Origin of the sequence: Pseudactinotalea sp. HY158 (assembly GCF_009660225.1) — a bacterium.
In the GTDB taxonomy this organism is placed as follows: Bacteria; Actinomycetota; Actinomycetes; order Actinomycetales; family Beutenbergiaceae; genus HY158.
Window position 1 is genome coordinate 574,090 of the sequence record NZ_CP045920.1, and the last position, 18,238, is coordinate 592,327.

An 18,238-nucleotide genomic window follows, 5' to 3' on the forward strand; every position below is an offset into this window, starting at 1 on the left:
GGCGAGGGTGGCCGCGAGGGCGACCAGAGCGACGACGCCCCTCGCCCCCGCCCGCGGGACGGCCCGTGGCGCCGGGCCACCCGCGCGTTCACGCCTCGCCCCCGCCCGCTCGCGTGGCGGGTGTCGGCGGCGCGGCGGGACGGTCCGCGCGCACCTCCTCATCCGCGCGTCGTCGCGGACTGCGGTCGGCCCCCGGCCGCCGGCGCCACGCGCGCTGCAGCACCCCCCGCACCTCCCGGTCGAGGGCGACGAGCGTCGCCGCGGCGCACAGCAGCCCGGCCACCCCGCCTGCACCCGCCGCGGCGACCGGGGCGGCCGGGCCCACGGCGTGGACGACCGCGCCGGCGGCCACGGCGGTGCACACCGCGCTCACACCGGCCGGGACCCACGAGCGCGCGACGGTGCGCACGCGGATCCCGAGGGTCCGGGCGCTGACGATCGTGATCACCGTCGAGCTCAGCGCGGTCGCGCCGATCATGGCCAGGCACAGCGCCGTGAGCTCGTCGGGGCCGCCACCCGCGAGGAGCCACGCCCCGACGAGGGCGGCGGCCTTGATCCCGCCCGCGGACCAGAGCAGGATCGCGAGCGTGCCCGGATGGCCCCGGGCCTGGAGCGCCGGGCCGAGCAGGAGGGTCGCGGCGATGCAGAGCTGGACGAGTGCGAGCAGCTGGATCGCCCGCGCGGTGCCGTCCCACTCGGGCCCGAGGACCTGTTCGACGGCGGGGGCGACCCCCGCGACGAGGCCGAGCAGCGGAAACGCGAGCGCCGCCGTGATCCGCTGCATTCCGGACAGTCGCGTGGAGAAGGCGTCGCGGTCGTCCTGAACCTCGGCGAGGCCCGGGAGGGAGACCGACTGCATTCCCCGGGCCGTCACGTCGACCACCATGGCGGTGAGCCGCTGACCCATCCGGTACGTGCCGATCACGATGGGGCCGAAGAACGCCCCGGCGAGCACGATGTCCAGCCGGCCGCTGACGAACAGGCCGATGCTCGAGCCGGCGGACCGCATCGAGTACGAGCGGAGCTCGCGGGCCGCCACCCGGCTGAAACGCAGCCGTGGCCGCCAGGGGGAGACCCCCCACAGGGTGAGGGCCGCGACCGCCGCCATGACCATCTGCTGCGTCACGAGCGACCACACGCCCCAGCCGAGGATCGCCGCAGCGATGCCCGCGACCCCGCCCGCGATGACCGACGCCCACGTTCGGATCGTCAGCTTCCTGAACTCGAGACTGCGACGCAGGAGGGCCTCGTGCACGACGACCGTCGAGGTGAGGGGGACGGTGAGCGCGAGCACCTGGATCACCGGCCCGAGCTCGGGCAGGCCGTTGATCTCGGCCCAGAGGGGCGCCAGCGCGATGCCCGCGGCCGTGCACACGAGGCCGAATCCGGTGACGAGCCAGAACGCCGTGTCCGCGTGCTCGTCGCGGAGGACCTTGCGGGAGATGATCGCGGGCATGAGCCCCTGCTTCTGGAGCATCTCGATGAAGTTGGTGAACACCAGGGCCATCGCGATCACACCGAAGGCGCGCGGCCCGAGCATGGCGGCCAGCACGAGCGAGAGGCCCAGGGTGATGACCATCTTGCCCAGGGAGAGCGCATAGGACCACGTGGCCGCGGCCCGCAGGCCACCGCTCGCGGGCCGGGCCTGGGTGGCGGGTGCCCTCATCGCCGGACCGCCCGACGGCGGGGCGCGTCGCCGAGCAGCGCGTCGAAGACCCCGACATAGGCCCGGGCCTGGTGGGACCACGCGAGTTCGCCCTCGATCCGGGCCCTGCCGATCCGGCCCATGCGCTCCCGTGCGGCCGGGTCGTCGAGGAGGTCGGAGATCGCTGCCGCCATGGCGATCGGTTCGCCCCCCGGAACGTAGACCGCGGCATCGGCGGCGCACCGGGCGGTCTCGCGCAGCCGGGTCGCGACCGTGGCCAGCTCGTGGGCCATGTACTCGAGCGTCTTGTTCATCGTGGAGCGGTGGTTGAACTCGTTCGGGGGATCCGGGGTCACCCCGAGGTCGGCGCTGGAGAGCCAGCGCCCGAGCTCGTCGTGGTCGACCCGCCCGGTGAACGTGACCCACGGATCGAGCCCCCGGCGGGTGCAGTCGGCGCGCAGGTCGGCGAGGGAGTCGCCGAACCCGAGGAGGGCGAACGTCGTGTCCGTGCGGCCCCGCTCGTGCACGAAGTGATCGATCGCGGCGAGCAGCCGGTCCACGCCGTCCTGCGGGCCCATGATCCCGACGTAGGTCACGAGGTGGCGGCGCCCCCGGCGCAGCTCGCGGCACGGTGCGCCCCGCCTCATCCGGGCGGCGTCCGGGGTGCTCATCACGACGGCGGTACGCCCGAGCGGGACCCGGCCGCGCTCCAGCGCCACGGCCTGATAGGCGGGGTTGGGGCACACCACCCGGTCCGCCACCCGGTAGGTCAGGGCCTCGAGCCCGAGGAGGACTCGGAACGGCACCCCGCGCCGGCCGAATCGAGCCTCGTACACCTCCGGGCACAGGTCGTGCTGATCGAAGACGTACGGCCGGCCGCGCAGCCGCCACAGCGCGCCGAGGAGCCAATAGGTGTCGGGTGGATTGCACGCCTGCAGCACGTCGAACCCCTCGGCGGCGGCCACCCGGCGGGAGAGCCGGGCGGTGCGCACCCAGCACACGAGGAACTCCCACAGATAGCTCCACAGGCCCCGGGATCCGGAGGGGGCCGGATAGCTGTGGACGACGACCCCGTCGAGCTCGTGCCGGTCGGGCTCGCCGGCATGCTCCTTCGGGCAGATGACGCTCACCCCGTAGCCGGCGTCGATGAGGGCGCGGCACTCCGACCGGACCCGCCGGTCGATGCGCAGCGGCAGGTTCTGGATGACCACGAGGACGCGGGGCGAACGCTCGGCCACGGTGGCGGCCGAACCGGTGCTCTCTCCGTTTCGCCACATCTGGTGCTGCTCCCGTCCGGGGCCGTCCACGATCGACACTTGTCAAGGCGGCCGGCGTCGTCGGACGTCCCGCGCCCGCGGGCTCGGCACGCCCGGACCCAGCTGGTCCTCCCCAGGCTAGGCGAGGCCCGCCGATCCCGGCCGGCCCGTGTGGGTGGAGCACGGGTGAACCTGGACCGCCCGAGCCGGTGGCGACCCCTCACCCCCGGGGTGAGGCGGCGCGGGCCGCGCCCTGTGATACTTCGGAGGTGGTCTCGATCGTCATTCCTGCGCACGACGAGGAACGCGTGCTCGCCCGGCTGCTCGACGCGCTGGGGGGCGGCGAGGTGCCCGGCGTGGAGATCGTCGTCGTGGCGAACGGCTGCACGGACCGGACGGCGGATGTGGCCCGCCGGTACCCGGTCGTCCTCGTGGAGACGCCCGTGCCGTCGAAGATCCGGGCGCTGGCCCTCGGAGACGCGCGCGCCTCCTCCTTCCCGCGGCTGTACGTCGACGGCGACGTCGTGCTGGGGATCGCGGACGTGCGGGCGCTCTGCGGGGCGCTCGGCGGGGAGGTCCATGCCGCCGGGCCGACCCGGTTCGTGCCCATGACGGGCGCCTCCCTCCCCGTGCGCTGGTACTACGACGTCTGGCAGCGCCTCGACGGCACCCGGGCGGAGCTCTACGGTCGGGGGGTGCTCGCCGTGGACCGGGCCGGGCACGAACGGGTGAGCCCGTGGCGGGAGGCGATGTCCGACGACCTGATGATCGCCATGAGCTTCGCCCCGGCGGAACGCCGCGTGGTTCCCGGTGCGACCGTGGTCATCATGCCGCCGCGCACGTACCGGAACCTCCTGCGGCGCCGGGTCCGGGCGATGACGGGGAATCGGCAGCTCGCCCATGACGGTGGTGCCCACCTGCGCCGGCCGGCCCCGCCGGGCCCCGCCCTGCGCCGGCTCGCCGCGGCCGAGCCCCGGCTGATCCCGCGGATCGCCCTGTTCCTCGCCACCGCGGCGATCGCCAAGGCCCGCGGTGTGGTCGCCGCCCGGCGGCCCGGGCAGACGTGGCTGCGGGACGACAGCCGGTCCTGACCGGGGCCGCAGGAACGCCACCGCACACACGAACGCGGCCCCGCTCCGTGCAGGGAGCGGGGCCGCGTGGGTGGGAGTCCGTGGGTGCGGAGTCCGTGTGTGGTGTCCGTGTGTGGGTGTCCGGGCCGGTGATCAGCGGCGGACGGGCTCTCCCGACTCGTGCCAGACGTTGCCGGTGAACGTGTTCCCGCGCTCACCCGTGTCGTGGCTGGTGATCGGACCGTAGCGGCCGCACGTGTCGAAGTACTTGGTCGAGAAGTGGTTGTCGACGATCTTGACGTTCGACCCGTTCGGGTAGTTCTTCGACCCCACGCTGCCGCCGTAGACGCAGTAGGAGCCCGTGGTGGCGATGAGGTTCCCCTTGAGCAGGTAGCCGTCGACCGGGGCGTGGTCACCGTACATGGTGACGGCCGCGGAGCAGCCGGTCTTCTCGCACATGATGACGTTGTTCGTCACCTTGATGTTCTTGCCGCCGTGGGTGCTGATCCCCGCGCGGTGCGCGCCGTCCCAGGTCTTGGTCAGGTGGAGGTAGGAGTTGCTGATCGTCACGTCGTTCGCGATCCGGATGCCGCGGCCGATGTTGTGGACCAGGCCGTGGTCGAAGGTGAATCCGCATTCCGGTGCGTACATCGGGATCGCCGTGGCGGGCGCGTTCTTCCCGTTGATCTCCGTGTGCTCGACCCGGACGTTGGTCGGGCACGTGCCGTCGGCCGTCTTGACCACGTAGATCATGTAGGTGCCCGTGCCGTTGACGGTGACGTCCCGAACGGTGACGTTGTCATGGCGAATGGTCAGCCGGCCGTTCACCTCGGTGCGCTCGATCACCTGGCCGTCACGCGAGGTCTTGAGGGAGCCGGTCGTCTGCGTGGCCGCCGAGCGCGGGCCGGTCGTGGCCTTGGTCGGGAAGTCGCCCGAGGGCTCCGGGTCCGGCGTCGGGTCGGGGGTCGGCTCGGGGTCCGGCGTGGGCTCGGGGTCCGGGGTGGGCTCGGGGTCCGGGGTGGGCTCCGGGTCCGGCGTCGGGGTCGGATCCGGCGTGGGCTCGGGGTCCGGGGTGGGCTCCGGGTCCGGGGTGGGCGTCGGCTCCGGGTCCGGGGTGGGCGTCGGCTCGGGATCCGGCGTGGACGCCTCGGTCGAGAACGGCACGCCGTCGACCGAGCTGTCGATCACCGTGGCGGGGTTCTTCTCGGAGAACATGAAGTCGTTGCGACAGCCCTCGAGGCTGACCCGCTCCGCGGTGTAGCCGCCGAAGACCACGCCGTTGGTCCGCGGTCCGGTGCACTCGACGGTGGTGTCGACGATCCGGGTGCCGGTGACCCCCGGGTAGATGCGAATGCTGTGGTATCCGCCGTAGGTGACGGTGGTGTTGCGGATGGTCACGTTGTCGGCGCGGACGGCGATCGAGCCGTTCACGTGCTTCGAATCGATCACCGTTCCGGCCTCGCGGACCGCGATGCTGTCCGACGGGGTCAGCTCGGCGGCGGCTGCGCCATCGGCCTCCGGCTGGGAATCGAACGGGTGGGCGGAGGCGGTGACGACGCCGGCCCCGGCGAGCAGCAGCGATGCTGCCATCGTGATGCCGGCGCGCAGGCGCCGATGAATTCGGACGTGGTTGGTCACGTGAGTCTCTCTCGGTTGCTCGGGTGTCCGTCGCGATGGACGGCCCGCCGGTGCACCTCGTTCGGGCGGACAAGCCGGCGGTCGGCTCCGGTCACAGAACCGGAAGCGCCATATTTGTAACGAGACCGTAACAGCCGAGAAAACGGTGCCGACCGGAGGGGTGACCGCGACCAATCGTCATGGTGACCAAGAGGAATGAACCGGCGCGAACGCGTGTGAGGTGCCTAACAGAATCGCACGGCTCAAGTCCTTGACGGCTCGGAGCCGGCCGGCGGCGAGCCTCGGTTCACCGGGAGTCGGCGCGCTTCCGCTCGACGAAGCGGGCGAGATTCTCGATGCTGTCCAGGTTCGCCGGGACGGTCTCGTGGTCGGCGACCGGCACTCCGAGGTCGTCCTCCAGGAACTCCACGAGCTCGAGCACGCCCGTGGAATCGACCACGCCGGCGGCGAGCAGCGACTCCGCGTCCCCCGGCATCCGGGCGGTGTCCCCGAACAGGAAATTGGCGACGACGAATGCCCTCACCTCGTCGATTACTGCGGTGTCCATGTTGCCCCCACTGGCGATCCGACCCATGCTGCGATGTGACCCAGGTTACTCTATGAAGGTACGGCCGTGATGAGCGTGCGTCCGTGCAGCTTCCGGACGGAGGAGGGCAGATGGTCGAGGATCCCGCCAATGTCGGTGACTACCTCCTGGGCACCGGGCGCGGGGACGACGTCGCGCTCATCGACCGAACGGGAGCGCACACCTACGCGGATCTTCGCCGCGCGACCGCGGCGCTCGCGGGGCATTTCGCGGGCTGGGGACTCCCCGCGGGATCGCGGATCGCCCTGCTGAGCCGGAACTCGCTCTTCTGGGCCGCGGCCTACCTCGCCATCCTGCGTTCGGGTCACGTGGCGGTGCCGCTCGCCACGGCGCTGACGGCGCGGGACGCCGTGCGCAACGCCCGATTCGTCGACTGCGCGGCCGTCGTCGTCGACTCGGCCCTCGCCGGCCGATTCGCGCCGCTGCTCCGGGTCGCCGATCACGTCGCCGACGAGCGCGCGATGACCGGCCCGGTTCCGGGTGCCGGCGGCCCCGTTCGCCAGGCGGGCACCACGGCCCCGGACAGTGACGCCGTCCTCGTCTTCACGTCGGGAACGACCGCCAGCCCGCGGGCCGTGCGGGTGAGCCATCGCAACATCCGCGCGAACACGGACTCGATCATCCGGTACCTGGAGCTGACGCGGGCGGACCGGGTCCTCGTGGTGCTGCCGTTCTCCTACTGCTACGGGGCCTCGCTGCTGCACACCCACCTGCGCGCCGGTGGCGGGCTCTCCATCTGTGACACCTTCGCCTATCCCGAGACCGTGATCGAGGCGATCGAACGCGACGGGTGCACCGGGCTCGCCGGAGTCCCGTCGACCTATCAACTGCTGTTGCGGGCCAGCTCGTTCGAGAGCACCCGGTTGCCGACGCTGCGCACCCTCCAGCAGGCCGGTGGGAGGCTGGCTCAGCCGCAGGTCGATCGGGTCGCCGCCGCCCAGCCGCAGGCGAGGCTCTTCGTCATGTACGGCCAGACCGAGGCGACCGCGCGCTTGTCCTACCTGCCGCCCGAGCTGCGGGAGGAACGGCGCGGCTCGATCGGGCGCGGAATCCCCGGGGTCTCGCTCACCGTCGTCGACCCGGACGGCCGCGAGGTCGCGCCCGGCGTCGTGGGGGAGATCGTCGCCCACGGCGAGAACATCACGAACGGCTACTGGAACGACCCCGAGGGGACCGCCGCCAGGTTCGTCGACGGCGGGCTGCGCACCGGGGATCTCGCGCACGTCGACGAGGACGGCTTCGTCTATATCGACGACCGCCAGGCCGACTTCATCAAGTCCTGGGGCTTTCGGGTCTCGACCCACGAGATCGAGGACTCCGTGCTCACGCTCCCGGGCGTCACCGGCGCCGCGGTCGTCGGGCGCCCCGACGACGAGGCGGGCGAGGCCGTCGTCCTGTTCTACGTCACGGCGCCGGCGGGCGAGGTGACGCCCGCGCAGGTCCTCGCCCACTGCCGGACGGCGCTCGCCCGCCACCTCGTTCCCCGGGAGGCACGCCGGGTGCCGGGGCTTCCCCTGAACCAGAACGGCAAGGTCGTCAAGGCGACCCTCAAGGAGTGGGCCGCGCGCGCGGACGGCCCCGGCGGGGAGTGAGGCCGTGGACATCGTCGGCGTCGGCACGGATCTCGTGGAGGTGGCCAGGTTCGAACGGCTCCTCCGGCGGGGCGGACTGCGCTTCCTCGACCGATGGTTCCGGGCGGCCGAGATCGCGTACTGCATCGCCCAGAGCGATCCGCACCGGCACGTCGCGGCCCGGTTCGCGGCGAAGGAGGCGGTGCTCAAGTCGCTGCGCCTGCCCCGGCCCGGCCCTGCCCGCTGGCGGGAGATCGAGGTCACCCGCGACGTCGACGGGCTGCCGGGCGTGGCGCTCCACGGATCGATGCGGGAGGCGGCCGCGGCGGCGGGCGTCGTCACGGTGCACGTCTCGCTCTCGCACAGCGGGACCTACGCGAGCGCCACGGCCACGGCCGTCGGCCGATCCGGCGGGCCCGAGCCGGCTCAGCCGCCGGGGTCGTAGGCGTCGATGAAGCCCTGGACGTCGGTGGACATGATCCGGCCCATCGCCCCGGTGAGCCGCTCCTCGCTCCAGTCCCACCAGCGGATGCGCAGGAGGGCCGCGATCTGCTCGGGCTCGAACCTGAATCCCGCGACCCGGGCGGGATTGCCCGCCACGATCGCATACGGCGGAACGCTCTGTCGCACGACGCTTCCGGCCCCCACGACGACCCCGTCGCCCAGGGTCACGCCCGAGAGGACGATGCTCCCGTGGCCGATCCAGACGTCGTTGCCGATCGTCACGTCCCCGCGGCTCGTCGAGGTCTCGGCGGCGAGGAGCCCGGCCGGGTCGCGGAACGGCGCGTACGCCCCGAATCGATAGGTCGAGACGAAGTCCGTGCGGTGCTCGCCGCCGAGCAGCACGTGGCAGCCGTGGGCGAACGAGCAGAACCGGCCGATCCGGAGCGTGCAGCCGGGAGTGCGGGAGGTGACGCTCAGGTGGCCCCACGAGTATCGCCCGATCTCGTACCGGCGCAGGTCCGGGCGCAGATCGAGTCGCTCCCCGGGCGGCAGCATCCCGGTTCCGCGGCGCTCGAGACGTCGCCGAAGCCGGCCGAGGCGGGCCCGCGCGCCGGTGAGCATCGTCAGATCTCCGGCACGGCGCCGGCGAGCACGGGCGCCAGGTGCAGATATTCGGTCGTGCTCCGCTTCTGATCGATGTCGCGGAACACCCGGTCGACCTGGTCGAGGGTGAGCCCGGCCGCGCGGGCGACCTGCTCGCGCGGCACGGCGTTGTTCTTGCCGTACAGGCACAGGTCCATCCGGTCGTGGGGGAGGGAGAAGTAGAACTCCTCCTGGGACTGCGGCAGGGAGTAGGTGTCGGTCGTCGAGGGGCGGGTGCGGATCTCCGCGGGCACGCCGAGGTGTGCGGCGAGCGCGTAGACCTGGCACTTGTACAGGTGCGCGATCGGCTTGACGTCGGCCGCGCCGTCGCCCAGCTTGACGAAGAAGCCCTGGTCGTACTCGAGCCGGTTCGGGGTGCCGGCGACCGCGTAGTTGAGGCGGTCGGCCCAGTGGTAGGCGAGCATCGTGCGCACGCGCTGCTTGAAGTTCGTGGCGGCGACGATCCCCAGGTAGGCCTCGGGCGAGAGCCGGTACTGCTCCTGCCCGCCGTCGGGGTCGACCACCACGACCGAATAGAGCCGGTAGCGGTCGGAGTCGATGACCGAGGGCAGCACGATCTTCGATCGGTAGCCGGGCCCGTAGTCCGGGCACACGAGCCGGATGGCGTCGTCCCGGCGGGCGTAGGCGCCGACCGCCTCGAGGATCGCGGTGATGTCCTCCACCTCCGAGCCGATCCCGAACGCGTCCGAGAGGCTCGTGCTGATGCGCAGGGTCTCGGGGGAGGACTCCCGCTCGGGCAGGTGGAGCCCGACGACCCGGTCCGGCCCGAGCGTCGTGGCGGCGAGCGCGGCGACCACGCTCGAGTCGATTCCGCCCGAGAGCGCGACGACGACGCCGCGTCGCCTCGTGCGTTGCAGGTAGCGCTCGAGCTGCTCGCCGATTCGCTCGGTCTCCGCCGCCGGGTCGATGTCGAGCGTCTCCCGCCCGAAGGGTGCCGCCATGTCTGTCTCCTACCAGGTTGTCACCAGATCGGTCACTGTCATCGGCTCGGCCGGGGCGTGGTCCGCCGGCGAGGATCCGTCGCCGTCGATGAACTGGCGATGCAGGAGCTGGGTCGAGAGCACGGCCAGGATGCGCATGTTGTCCGTGTTGCTCATCCGCACCCCGCCGGTGCGCCGGCACTTGGCGACGAGCGCGGCGACGGCCCGTGGCTGGAAGATCCCGGCGGCGGCGACGGCCTCGGGCCGGGTCGCCTCCTCGATCCAGGGCGGCGGGTCGGCGCCGAAGAAGGCGGCCGCGTCCGGCGCCCGGTACGGCTGCTTCGGGCGGGTGAGGATCTCGTCGGGGAGGAGGTCGGCGAACGCCCGCTTGAGGATGTGCTTCTCGTCGAGCCCCTGCAGCTTGTGGCGTCCCGGCAGCCGGCCGGCGAGGTCGACGACGTCGCGGTCGAGGAACGGGAAGCGCCCCTCGACCGAGTGCGCCATGAGCATCCGGTCCCCCTGGGAGGCGAGGATGTAGCCGGGCAGGAGCGTCGACATCTCCAGCCACTGCGCGCGGCTGAGCGGGTCCCAGCGGCGATGCGAGGGCGGCATGCGCTCGAGCAGCCCGGCCGTCACGTCCGACTCCCAGTCCGGGTGGGGCACGGTCATCCGCAGCAGGGCCGAGGTCGTATCCCACCGGGGCCGGTGCGAGAGCGCCGGGTCGGCGACGTCCAGGTGGCGGCCGAAGAACTCCCGGGCGAAGGCGGGCGCCGCCCCGGGGGAACGCGCCAGCCACGGGTAGAGCAGCTCGAGGCCGCGCGCGCGGATCCGCGAATCCGGATCCCGTGCCAGGAACTCGCGCAGCCGGGCCTCGCGGAAGAGGTCGTAGCCGGCGAACACCTCGTCGGCGCCCTCCCCGGTGACCACGACCTTGTAGCCGTGCTCGCGGGCGAGACCGGACAGGAGGAACATCGGCACCGGCGCGGCCCGCAGCATGGGCGCCTCTGCGTGGCGGACCACCTCGGGGAAGGCCGCGCCGATGTCGCCGGCGCGCACCGTCACCTCGTGATGCTCGGTGCCGAGCCGGGCGGCCATGACCGACTGGAACGCACCCTCGTCGAAGTCGGCGTCGGCGAACCGCAGCGAGAACGTCTGCAGCGGCACGTCGGTGTACCGGGCGATGACGGCGGCCGTGATCGCGGAGTCGAGCCCGCCGGAGAGATAGGCGCCGACGGGCACGTCGCTGCGCAGGAACCGCAGCCGCACCGCCTCGACCACCCGGTCGCGAACGGCCGCCGTATTCTGCGTCAGGTCCTGCAGGGGCTCGGTGCCGCGCTCGGGGAAGTCGGGCTGCCAGAACGGGAAGAGCCGTTCGCCCCGCTCGTCGATGATCGCCACGTGTCCCGGCGGCAGCTGGCGGATCCCGGCGAAGACCGTCCGGGGGGCGACGGTGCTCCAGAAGGTCATCGTCTCGGCGAGTCCGACGCGGTCGAAGGCCCTCGGCAGCCGCGGATCGGCGAGGAGCGACTTCACCTCGGAGGCGAACAGCAGCCGGTGCCGGTCGCGGGTGAAGTACAGGGGCCGGACCCCGAGCCGGTCCCGGCACAGGATGAGGCGGCGGCTGCCGCGTTCCCAGATCGCCAGCGCCCACTGGCCGTTGAACCGTTCGAAGCAGTCCTCCCGCCACTGCTCCCAGGCGTGCACGATCACCTCGGTGTCACTCGCCGAGACGAATCGATGGCCGAGGCCGATCAGTTCCCGGCGCAGCTCGACGTAGTTGAAGATCTCGCCGTTGAACGTGACCCACACCGAGCCGTCCGCGTTGCCCATCGGCTGGGCGCCGCCGTCCGCGTCGATGACGGCCAGCCGCGCATGGCCGAGGGCCACGTGCTCGTCCCGGAAGAGGCCGCTACCGTCCGGGCCGCGGTGCGGCACCCGCGAGAGCATGCGGATCGCCAGGTCGAGGTCGGGGGCGCCGTCGAACGAGCGCACCCCTACGATGCCGCACATCGCTCCCCTCCGGCGAGGGTGCACAGGAGGGACTCGATCGCCTCCGACCGCCCGAGGTGGACGACGTCGATCGCGTCCTCGGGGAGCGTCACGCCGCAGGCGTCCTCGAGTGCGATCGCCATGCGGATCGCGTCGAGCTCGCCCGCATCCGGCCCGAGCGGGAGCGGGAGTTCGGCCAGAATCCGGCGTCGGTCGACGGTCATCCGCTCAGCTCCCGTTCCTGCGGTGTGAGGGCAGCACGTGCTCACCCCAAGGATGACACGCGGGGCGCCCGATCCGGCAGGGGGTGAGGGCCACGGATTCCGGAGCGCCCCGGCTCCGTGCTAGGTCCGTGCAGGCCTGTGCCGGGCCTGTGCCGGGATCCGGGCGCGGATCGCCCGCCTCGGCCCACCCCCACCTCACCCCCGCCTCACCTCGAGCCGCCGTGAGGTTCACCCCTCGATCATGCGCCCGGGCGGCGGAGTCTGGGCTAGCTTCTCGAGTAGCCGGCGACGCCGCGGGGCGGGGCCGCCCGGTCGGCGATGGGAGGCCGAGATGAGGCTGCGGGTCGATGATGTCAGTTGTCGTGAGATCGACGACGAGATGGTGCTGCTCGACCTGAGGACGTCGACCTACCTCACGGCGAACCGGGTCGGCACGACGCTCCTGCGCCTGCTGGCCGAGGAGTGCTCCACGGCGGACCTGGCCGACGCGCTGGTCGCCGCGTTCGGGATCGAGCGAGCGGCCGCGCTCGCGGACACCCGCGCGTTCCTGGGGGATCTGCACCATCGCGGCCTGCTCGAGCGCGCCGAGCCCGGGATCGCCGCCGGGACGCCGGGGCATGACTCCGATCCGTGAGGTGCCCGCGGTCGCCGCGGCGCTCCTGGTCGCCTGCGCCGTCGAGGTCGCCCTGCACCTGCTGTCGTTGCCGCGCACGGCCCGCGCGGTGGGCGCCCCGCTGCGCCAGGGGGGAGGCGCCGCCCCGGCCGCCCGGGGAAACGCGCGGCTCGGCCCGCGCGGCCGCCGCCGGGTGCGAGCGGTGCGGCGCGTCATGCGGCACTGGCCGTTCGGGGACACGTGCCTGCGGCACGCGCTCGTCGCCGGCCAGCGGCTCCGCCGACTCCACCCGGAGCTCGTCGTCGGGGTGAGGAAGACCGGTGGCGTGGTGCGGGCGCACGCCTGGCTCGAGTTCGAGACCGGGCTCTACGATCCGCTCGGTGTCGCGCGGGCCTACCTGCCGCTCGAGCCGCTTCCGGGCGAGGAGGGCACGTGATGCGCACCGGGGCGCCGGGCCGCTCCCGGCCGACCCAGCCGACCCGGCCGACCCGGCCGACCCAGCCGACCCGAACGACCCGGCTGTACCGGCTCTACGGGCTCGTGATCGACAGCGAGATCGACCTGCACCAGGATCGGCCCGCGACGGGGCGGGCCGACCTCACGGTCCGGATCGGCGCCGCCATGACGGCGACCACCGCGCCACCGATCGGGCGCAGGCTGCTGCACCTGGAGACCGCGGAATCGGTCCTCGCCACGGCGACCACGACCGGGTCGGGCTATCACCTGCGCTTCTACGGAACGTGCGACGTCGAGATCGATCGCGCGCTGACCACGGTGGTGACGCACGCGGTGACCGGGGCGGATCCGGACACGGTGGCCGTGCTCGTCTCGGGAACCGTGCTCTCGTTCGTGCTCGCGATGCGCCGCGAGGCGGTGCTGCACGCGAGCGCGGTCGAGGTCGAGGCCGGCGCGGTGGCGTTCGTGGGCGGGTCCGGGATGGGCAAGTCCACGATGGCGACCCTCCTGTGCGCCGCGGGCGGCCGACTCGTCACGGACGACGTGTTGCGCGTGGACCTGCGTGGGGCCCGGCCGCGGTGCTACCTGGGCGGGACCGCACTGCGGCTGCGCAAGTCGGCCGCCGAACTCTCCGCGCTCTTCGACACGCGTCCGGCCCGCCGGGTCACGGGGGACGGGCGGGATGCGCTGACGATGGCGCCCGCCGTTCGGGAGCTGCTGCCGCTGGCCGCGATCGTCATTCCCGTGCCGCGCCACGACGCCCCCGGGAGCCGGCCCGAACTCGTGCGGCTGGACCCGGCGCGGGCGCTGCTCGCGCTGCTCCGGTTCCCGCGCATCGTCGGTTGGGAGGATCCGGACACGCTCGATCGCCAGTTGCAGGAGCTCGGGGCGATCGTCGAGGCCGTGCCGGTTCACGTCGCCGGCCTCCCGTGGGGGCCGCCGTTCCCGGACTCGCTGGCCGCCGACGTGCTCGAGGGGGTCAGGGGCGAGGCGGAGCCGCGGGCGGGATCATCGGCAGGCCCTCCTCGTGCAGCCAGGCCATCTGCGCGAGGAAATAGCTCACCGGATGCGGCCGGTCGCTGAGCCAGACGGCACGGAGGCGTTCCTCGTCGATGAAGTCCGGGGAGAAGGCCCCGCCCCGGAAGCCCTCGGCGAACCGGCGCTCCCGCTCGCCCCACCGGGAGGCGTTGAAGGCCGCCTTCGACCGGCGAGCGAGGATCGCATCCGGGAGCAGGTCGGCGCCGAGGAGGCGGAAGAGGTTCGTCCGGCCCCGGAAGCCCCAGCCGCCCCCGGCGCGTGCGAGCGCGGCGACCACGGGGGCCTCGGCGATCGGATGCCGCAGGGTGAGCCCGTACTCGGCGGCGCTCGCGGTGGCGTTGTCCAGGCCGAGCCTCGTCGCGCGCCGGGAGTAGATCGCCCAGGTGGCCTCGTCCCAGCGCAGCGGGCCTCGTTCCGCCGCCTCGTCCCGGGCGAGGATGTCCCGTGCCGCCGGTCGCAGCCACCCGAGCGCGGCGGGGTCGGCGAACCTGCGCCGCGACTGCCGCCGCGCGACGACGGCCGGGCTCAGCGCCGCGGCCGCCGCCCGCACGAGCGCCCCGCTGGGGCGGCGACGCCGGCCGAGGAGCAGGTACAGGGGCGTGATCCGGCGTCCCTCGATGAACGCGTCACCGCCCTCGCCGGTGAGCACGGTCCCGGGGTCGAGCTGGTCGAAGAAGAGTGGTTGGGTATGAACGGCCTCCGGCCAGACGAGCCCGCGCCGGCGCAGGTGTCGGGTCGCCAGGTCGCCCAGCGTGGACCGCTCATGGGTGACCGGCACGACGATCCGCTCGGTGAGACCGAGGTGGCCGAGCACCAGGTCCTGCCATGCGGACTCGTCGGCCCGCGCGTCCCCCGGATACACGGCCGTGACCGGCACCGGATCCGGGACCCCGAGCGCGCGGGCAGCCCGGGTCGCCAGAGCGAGCACGAGGGAGGAGTCCCTCCCCCCGGAGAACAGCACGTAGCACGGGCCGTCGGCCACCGCTTCGCGGGCGGCGTGGTCCAGGGCGTCGCGGACCGTTCCGCCGTCTCGGACCGTTCTGCCGTCTCGGACCGTTCGACCGGGGACCACCGCCTCCCACGGCACGGGCATCGCCCCCAACGGCGCGCCGACGTCGAGCTCGCGGCCCGCGAGCCGCTCATACGTCGCGGCACGGTCGCGACGCGACGCCGCGTCCCGATCACGATCGGCACGCGGCGTCGTGGCCACGGTCAGCTGAACGTGCCCGGTGCAGGCACCGTCCACTTCCACAGCCGGATCTCGTCCGACCAGTCCTGCAGGTTGTGACCACCGAGGGTCATCTCGCGCACGCTGCCGACTTCGGTCAGCTTCGGTGCTTCGTAGTCATTCACGTCGTTCCCTTCCTTCTTCTCGTGCGAGGGACGCGCTGCCGCGCCTCATCGGATGGATTCCCAGGCGATCGACTCAGCCTAGGAGGCGGCCTGCTCCCGTGTTCGGGCGAAGCCGGATTCTCCGCGGGTGAATCGTGGGTGCGCGGGCGAGTGGCGGGGGGTGAGCAGGGTGAGGTCGTTGGGCCCGCTGTGTCCTCCGGGTCCGCAGCCGGCTACGACGACCGGATCGCGCCCTCGACCCGGTCGAGATAGACGCCGAGGGCGCGCTGGCCGGCCACGACGCGATCGGCCCGGCCGGACCGGGCGGCCTGGGCGGCCCGGTCCCGCTGCAGCACGTGGCGGGCCACGCCCCGGGAGGCGGCCAGCGCCGTGCGGGCCGCCCCCGGCTGCGCGGCCCGGGCCACGAGCCGGGCGATGCCGGGCTCGGACCGGGCGCCCGGCACGGGGGCGATGCGGTCGACCGCACCTGTCAGAGCCCGGAACGCCGGGGAGGACCCGAGGAGGCGGTCGAGGCCGATGGGCAGATCGCCCCCCAGGCCGGACCGGGCGCGTCGCAGCACGAGCGAGACGTGCGGGGCGGCCTTCCACGCGGCCGCCCGCCGGGCCACCTCGGCCCAGTCCGTGACCCGTGCGGCACTGCGTTGGGCGTCCACGAGGTAGAGCAGCCTGTTGGCGCCCGTGAGCGCGGCGTGCAGGCAGACGTGGATGAGCGTGTCCGCGGGGTCGAGGGTCCACCCGGGCACGAACCCGAGCCGGATCGGTACCCGCCGCTCGAGGATCCGGGCGGTCGGCACGTCGAGCCGCCGCCGCCGGCCGGCCGTGTTGATCATCGACCAGTGCAGGTCCATGAGTGCCCCGGACGGGCTCCGCCAGTGCATCTCGCCGGGGACGTCGGGATTGCCGAGCATGTCGTCGAAGTCGGCGATCGTCCACCCCGCCTCGAGCAGCCGCGCGCTCGCCGTCCGCAGGTCGCCCGGGGCCACGAGGAGGTCGAGGTCCCCGTAGCTGCGCAGGCCGGCCACGGGGTGGGCGACCTCGGAGAGCACCGGCCCCTTGAACACGACCCACGGGAGGTCCTCGAACAGGTCGCCGAGCGCCCCGACGAGGGTCGTCATGTGCAGGTGGGTCGCCCGCGCCCGGTCCCGGTCGTCCTCGACGAGCCGCGCCAGGTCCCCGGCCGTCTCGCGCAGCAGCGTGTGCGCCAGCGGGGCCAGGCGGTGGTAGCGGACGGCGCCCGCGAACGCCTCGGGGCGGGCCCGCACCGACGGCGCGATCACCGGGGTCTCGCCCCGTGCGATCTGCACGAGCGCGTGCGAGAGGGCGGAGCGGGCTCGGCGCCGCGGGGGGCGGTCCGTGACCGTGCTGCGAGCTGACACCATTCCTCCCGGTTCGTCCACAGTGCGAGCGGGTCGGCGCTGTTCGCGATCGTCTGTGGTATGAGACGATGCTACCTATGCGCGTCGCCGTCGTTGGTTGCGGATATCTCGGTGCCGTGCACGCCGCTGCCATGGCCGAGTTCGGGCACGACGTCATCGGCTTCGACGTCGACGCGCGCAAGATCGCGGCGCTGCGGGCCGGTGAGCCGCCGATCTTCGAGCCCGGCCTGCCCGAGCTCCTCAGCGCGGGGATCTCCTCGGGCCGGCTGAACTTCTCGAGCGACGTCGCGGACATCGCCGGCGCCTCGCTCATCTTCCTCACCGTGGGCACGCCGCAGCTCAAGGACGGCCGAGCGGCGGATCTCAGCTACGTCGACGCGGCCATCACCGCGCTCGCCGGACAGCTGCGCCCGGGCGACGTCGTCGTCGGGAAGTCGACCGTGCCGATCGGCACGGCCGCCCGCCTCGCCGCCCGCCTCGACGACCTCGCCCCCGGCGCCGTGCTCGCCTGGAATCCCGAGTTCCTGCGGGAGGGGTGGGCGGTCCAGGACTCGCTCGCCCCGAATCGGCTCGTGTTCGGCCTCCCGCCGGCGGCGGATCGGGCCCGCCGCGCCGAGGCGGCGCTGCGCGAGGTGTTCGCCCGGCCGCTGGCGAACGACACGCCGCTCATCGTCACGGACTACGCGACCGCGGAACTGGTCAAGGTCTCCGCCAACGCGTTCCTCGCCACGAAGATCTCCTTCATCAACGCCATGGCGGAGATCGCCGAGGTGACCGGCGCCGACGTCACCCAGCTCGCCGACGCGATCGGCTACGACGACCGGATCGGCCGGCGGTACCTCGGCGCCGGGGTGGGATTCGGCGGCGGCTGCCTCCCGAAGGACATCCGGGCCTTCCGGGCGCGCGCCGAGGAACTGGGGCGCGGGGAGTCGGTCGCCTTCCTCGCGCAGGTCGACGCGATCAACCTCCGCCGCCGCAAGCGCCTCGTCGCCCATGCCATCGACCTGCTCGACGGGACGCCGCACGGCAAGGTCGTGGCGGTCCTCGGGCTCGCGTTCAAGCCGCAGTCGGACGACGTGCGCGACTCTCCCGCGCTCGACATCGCGGTGCGGCTCCACGGCCTCGGCGCGGTGGTCCGGGCCACCGATCCGAAGGCGATCGAGAACTCCCGGGCACTCCACCCGCAGCTCGACTACCGCGAGTCCTTCGAGGACGCCGTCACCGGGGCGGACGTCCTCGTGCTCGTGACCGAGTGGGACGAGTACCGGTACCTCGATCCGGAGGCCGTGGGCGAGCTCGTGGCCGGGCGCAACGTGGCGGATGGGCGCAACAGTTACGATCCCGCCCGGTGGCGGGCGGCGGGATGGCGATACCGGGGACTCGGCCGGCCCTGAGT

At 73.2% G+C, this 18,238-nt stretch carries 18 protein-coding genes; 7 read left to right on the plus strand and 11 right to left on the minus strand.

Annotated features, from left to right (window positions below; all coding sequences use genetic code 11):
* Positions 1–88 precede the first annotated feature (88 nt).
* Positions 89–1,666: a lipopolysaccharide biosynthesis protein gene (locus GCE65_RS02445; RefSeq protein ID WP_153877256.1), complete on the minus strand. Its 1,578-nt coding sequence runs from the start codon at positions 1,664–1,666 to the stop codon at positions 89–91.
* Positions 1,663–2,922, minus strand: a complete 1,260-nt coding sequence (locus tag GCE65_RS02450; RefSeq protein WP_228760072.1) for a glycosyltransferase family 4 protein — start codon at positions 2,920–2,922, stop codon at positions 1,663–1,665. Before GCE65_RS02450 ends, GCE65_RS02445 begins: the two co-directional genes overlap by 4 nt.
* Before the next feature lie 248 nt (positions 2,923–3,170).
* On the opposite strand from GCE65_RS02450, the gene GCE65_RS02455 reads away from it, so the two are divergent.
* Positions 3,171–3,992 carry a glycosyltransferase family 2 protein gene (locus GCE65_RS02455; protein WP_153877257.1) on the plus strand — a complete coding sequence of 274 codons (822 nt, stop codon included), beginning with the start codon at positions 3,171–3,173 and terminating at the stop codon, positions 3,990–3,992.
* A 132-nt stretch (positions 3,993–4,124) separates the two neighbouring features.
* Here the strand turns inward: GCE65_RS02455 and GCE65_RS16180 are convergent, their stop codons facing one another.
* Together GCE65_RS16180 and GCE65_RS02465 are read right to left on the minus strand one after the other, a co-directional pair.
* Positions 4,125–5,561 carry a hypothetical protein gene (locus GCE65_RS16180; protein WP_194928791.1) on the minus strand — a complete coding sequence of 479 codons (1,437 nt, stop codon included), beginning with the start codon at positions 5,559–5,561 and terminating at the stop codon, positions 4,125–4,127.
* A gap of 334 nt (positions 5,562–5,895) precedes the next feature.
* The gene (locus GCE65_RS02465; RefSeq protein WP_228760073.1) at positions 5,896–6,183 is read right to left on the minus strand and encodes an acyl carrier protein; all 288 of its coding nucleotides are present in this window, start codon (positions 6,181–6,183) and stop codon (positions 5,896–5,898) included.
* Between the two features lie 83 nt (positions 6,184–6,266).
* On the opposite strand from GCE65_RS02465, the gene GCE65_RS02470 reads away from it, so the two are divergent.
* Positions 6,267–7,787: a class I adenylate-forming enzyme family protein gene (locus GCE65_RS02470; protein ID WP_153877258.1), complete on the plus strand. Its 1,521-nt coding sequence runs from the start codon at positions 6,267–6,269 to the stop codon at positions 7,785–7,787.
* Between the two features lie 4 nt (positions 7,788–7,791).
* Positions 7,792–8,211 carry a holo-ACP synthase gene (acpS, locus tag GCE65_RS02475; protein ID WP_228760074.1) on the plus strand — a complete coding sequence of 140 codons (420 nt, stop codon included), beginning with the start codon at positions 7,792–7,794 and terminating at the stop codon, positions 8,209–8,211.
* Here the strand turns inward: acpS and GCE65_RS16865 are convergent.
* Genes GCE65_RS16865 through GCE65_RS02495 form a run of 4 tightly spaced genes read right to left on the minus strand, consistent with a single transcriptional unit; the run spans position 8,193 to position 12,006 of the window.
* Positions 8,193–8,831 carry a CatB-related O-acetyltransferase gene (locus tag GCE65_RS16865; protein ID WP_153877259.1) on the minus strand — a complete coding sequence of 213 codons (639 nt, stop codon included), beginning with the start codon at positions 8,829–8,831 and terminating at the stop codon, positions 8,193–8,195. The genes acpS and GCE65_RS16865 overlap by 19 nt on opposite strands.
* Before the next feature lie 2 nt (positions 8,832–8,833).
* Positions 8,834–9,814, minus strand: coding sequence for an NAD(+) synthase (gene nadE, locus GCE65_RS02485; protein WP_153877260.1), 981 nt, complete (start codon positions 9,812–9,814; stop codon positions 8,834–8,836).
* Between the two features lie 9 nt (positions 9,815–9,823).
* Entirely contained in the window at positions 9,824–11,803 is a 1,980-nt protein-coding gene (gene asnB / locus GCE65_RS02490; protein ID WP_153877261.1) for an asparagine synthase (glutamine-hydrolyzing), read from the minus strand.
* The gene (locus GCE65_RS02495) at positions 11,788–12,006 is read right to left on the minus strand and encodes a hypothetical protein (protein ID WP_153877262.1); all 219 of its coding nucleotides are present in this window, start codon (positions 12,004–12,006) and stop codon (positions 11,788–11,790) included. Before GCE65_RS02495 ends, asnB begins: the two co-directional genes overlap by 16 nt.
* 331 nt (positions 12,007–12,337) lie before the next feature.
* Between GCE65_RS02495 and GCE65_RS02500 the strand changes: the two genes are divergently transcribed.
* Genes GCE65_RS02500 through GCE65_RS02510 form a run of 3 tightly spaced genes read left to right on the plus strand, consistent with a single transcriptional unit; the run spans position 12,338 to position 14,158 of the window.
* On the plus strand, positions 12,338–12,640 hold the full coding sequence (locus tag GCE65_RS02500; RefSeq protein ID WP_153877263.1) for a PqqD family protein: 303 nt from the start codon (positions 12,338–12,340) through the stop codon (positions 12,638–12,640).
* Complete coding sequence (locus GCE65_RS02505) at positions 12,624–13,055, plus strand: lasso peptide biosynthesis B2 protein (protein WP_153877264.1); 432 nt, start codon at positions 12,624–12,626, stop codon at positions 13,053–13,055. Before GCE65_RS02500 ends, GCE65_RS02505 begins: the two co-directional genes overlap by 17 nt.
* The gene (locus GCE65_RS02510; RefSeq protein WP_153877265.1) at positions 13,055–14,158 is read left to right on the plus strand and encodes a hypothetical protein; all 1,104 of its coding nucleotides are present in this window, start codon (positions 13,055–13,057) and stop codon (positions 14,156–14,158) included. The genes GCE65_RS02505 and GCE65_RS02510 overlap by 1 nt, the downstream gene beginning before the upstream one ends.
* Here GCE65_RS02510 and GCE65_RS02515 read toward each other — a convergent pair.
* The 3 genes from GCE65_RS02515 to GCE65_RS02525 form a co-directional block, all read right to left on the minus strand.
* Positions 14,055–15,365, minus strand: coding sequence for an asparagine synthase-related protein (locus GCE65_RS02515; RefSeq protein ID WP_194928792.1), 1,311 nt, complete (start codon positions 15,363–15,365; stop codon positions 14,055–14,057). The two genes, GCE65_RS02510 and GCE65_RS02515, sit on opposite strands and share 104 nt — an antisense overlap.
* Positions 15,326–15,466 (minus strand): lasso RiPP family leader peptide-containing protein, encoded by a 141-nt coding sequence (locus GCE65_RS02520; RefSeq protein WP_152817347.1) that lies wholly within the window; start codon positions 15,464–15,466, stop codon positions 15,326–15,328. Before GCE65_RS02520 ends, GCE65_RS02515 begins: the two co-directional genes overlap by 40 nt.
* A gap of 212 nt (positions 15,467–15,678) precedes the next feature.
* The gene (locus GCE65_RS02525) at positions 15,679–16,842 is read right to left on the minus strand and encodes a nucleotidyltransferase family protein (protein WP_194928793.1); all 1,164 of its coding nucleotides are present in this window, start codon (positions 16,840–16,842) and stop codon (positions 15,679–15,681) included.
* Between the two features lie 77 nt (positions 16,843–16,919).
* Between GCE65_RS02525 and GCE65_RS02530 the strand changes: the two genes are divergently transcribed.
* On the plus strand, positions 16,920–18,236 hold the full coding sequence (locus GCE65_RS02530; protein WP_153877268.1) for a UDP-glucose/GDP-mannose dehydrogenase family protein: 1,317 nt from the start codon (positions 16,920–16,922) through the stop codon (positions 18,234–18,236).
* Positions 18,237–18,238 lie beyond the last annotated feature (2 nt).